Below are 2,566 nucleotides of genomic sequence, written 5' to 3' on the forward strand. Positions count from 1 at the left end.
CCCTCCTTCCGTCCCCGCTCCACATACGACTCCACCCGGTCCCGGTGCGCGGCCGAGATCACCGGCCCGACCACCGTCCCCGGCGCCGAGGGGTCACCCACCGGCAAGTGGCGGGCGTACCGGGCCAGTTGGCGTACCAGCTCGTCGTGGAGCGACCGGTGGACCAGGACCCGCGTCGGCGCCGTGCAGATCTGGCCGCTGTAGAACGAGAACGTCGTGCCGATGCCCCGCACCGCCGAGTCCAGGTCCGCGTCCTCGAACACCACCGCCGCGCCCTTGCCGCCCAGCTCCATCAGCTGGCGTTTCATGCCCCGGCCGCACACCTCCGCGATGCGCTGCCCGACCGCCGTGGAGCCGGTGAAGCTGACCATGTCGACGTCCGGGGAGTCCACGGCCGCCTCCCCGACGGCCGGGGCGGAGCCGGTGACCACGTTCACCACGCCCGGTGGCACCCCCGCCTCCGCGAGCGCCTCGGCCATGCGGAAGACCGAGAGGGGGTCCTGCGGGGCGGGCTTCACGACCACCGTGTTGCCCATGGCGAGCGCGGGCGCGACCTTGCCCGCCGGGTTGGCCCAGGGGTTGTTGTACGAGGTGACGCAGGTGACCACGCCCACCGGCTGCCGTACCGCGACCGCGCCGAAGACGCCCGCCCCGCCCATCGGGCCGGCCTCGTTGATCTGCGGCGGGACGGCGCTCTCGACCGGCTCCAGGGCGCCCTTCGCGTACCGCCGGAAGCGAGCCACGCCCACGGCGACCTGCATTCCGCGCGCGGTGGCGGTGGTGGCGCCGCTCTCGGCGCGGGCGAGTCCGGCGTACGGGGTGAACTCGCGCTGGATGATGTCGGCCGCCCGGTCGAGGATCGCGGCGCGCTGTCCCGGGGCGGTGCGGGACCAGCCGTCGAAGGCCTGGCGCGCGGCGGACGCCGCCGCGTGGACCTGGGCGCGGCTCGCCTCGGGGGCCAGGCCCACCACCTCCTCGGTGGCGGGGTCACGGATCTCGTACCGTCCGTCGTCGGGCTCGACCCACTCTCCGCCGATGAACAGCTTCGGCTCGTACCGGCTCACTTGACCGACACCGTCCTCGTGTCGCGGCCGGAGCGCAGGACCGTACCCGGCACGGCGCCGGTCACCACGTCGTCGCGGATCGTCTCGACGCCGTTGACGCGGACCGAGACGACGCCGATCGCCTTGGAGTCCAGGCGCGGGCTCCTTCCCGGCAGGTCGTGGACGAGGGTGGCGGGGCCGGCCGCGACGCGTTCGGGGTCGAAGAGGACGAGGTCGGCGTGGTAGCCCTCCTCGATCCGTCCGCGCTCGCGCAGCCCGAACAGCCGGGCCGGGTCGTCGCTGAGCATCTTCACGGCCTGTTCGAGGGGCACCAGACCGCGTCCGCGCAGACAGTCCCCGAGGAAGCGGGTGGTGTAGGGGGCGCCGCACATCCGGTCCAGATGGGCGCCCGCGTCGGAGCCGCCGAGCAGCACGTCCTCGTGCTCCCAGGTCTCCCGGCGCAGGGCCCAGCTGGCCGGGTCGTTGTCGGTGGGCATCGGCCACAGCACGGTCCGCAGCCGGTCGTTGGCGCAGATCTCGACCAGGCAGTGGAAGGGGTCCTGGCCGCGTTCGGCGGCGATGTCGCGCACCACGCGTCCGGTGAGCGAGGCGTTGGCCTCGGAGTAGGTGTCGCCGATGACGTACCGGCCGAAGTCGGCCAGGCGCCGGAAGACCCCGGCCTCCTTGCTCTCGGCGCGGCGCAGCATCTCGGCGCGTACGGCCGGTTCGCGCAGCTTCGCGATCCGCTCGGGGACGGGGAGGTCGAGGATCTCCCCCCAGCCGGGGATGAGGTTGAGGGCGCAGAAGGTGCCGAGCGACATGTTCATCGGGGTGAGGATCGGCATGGTCAGCGCGACGATCCGGCCGCCCGCGCGGCGGGCGCGCTCACTGGCGGCGAGCTGGCGCGGGACGCGTTCGGGGACGGCCGCGTCGATGGTGAGCACGTTCCAGTTCAGGGGGCGGCCCGCGGCGGCCGACATCCGCACCAGGAGGTCGATCTCCTCGTCCGCGAACTGGTCGAGGCATCCCGCCACGATCGCCTCGATCTGGGTGCCCTCGTGCTGCCCGACCGCCCGCGCGAGGGCGATGAGCTCGGCGGGCCGGGCGTGCCGGGAGGCGACGGGGCGGCCGTCGCCGTCGGAGTGGGTGGACGACTGGGTGGTGGACAGGCCCCAGGCGCCCGCGTCCATGGCGTCGTGCAGGAGGCGCAGCATCGCGTCGAGCTGGGTGGGGGTGGGCTCGCCGCCGACGGCGTCGGGGCCCATGACGTAACGGCGGAGCGCGCAGTGGCCGACCATGAACCCGGCGTTGACGGCGATGCGTCCTTCGAGGGCGTCCAGATACTCCCCGAACGTCGACCAGCTCCAGTCGACCCCGTCCTCCAGGGCCTTGAGCGCCATGCCCTCCACCCGGGCCATCATCCGCCGGGTGTAGTCGGCGTCCTCGGGGCGGTCGGGGTGGAGGGGGGCCAGGGTGAAACCGCAGTTGCCGCCGGCGACGGTGGTGACGCCGTGGTTCATGGA

General features: G+C 73.7%; 2 protein-coding genes. Both read right to left on the reverse strand.

The annotated features are described in order from the left end of the window. On the reverse strand, positions 1–1,064 hold a 1,064-nt coding region (locus ACJA3G_RS34890), incomplete at its 3' end, for an aldehyde dehydrogenase family protein (RefSeq protein WP_406557041.1). After that, the coding region (locus ACJA3G_RS34895; RefSeq protein WP_406557042.1) for an amidohydrolase family protein at positions 1,061–2,566 on the reverse strand (1,506 nt) is incomplete at its 5' end. The genes ACJA3G_RS34890 and ACJA3G_RS34895, both read right to left, overlap by 4 nt.

It is taken from the genome of Streptomyces sp. YS-3 (assembly GCF_045257485.1).
GTDB lineage: Bacteria > Actinomycetota > Actinomycetes > Streptomycetales > Streptomycetaceae > Streptomyces.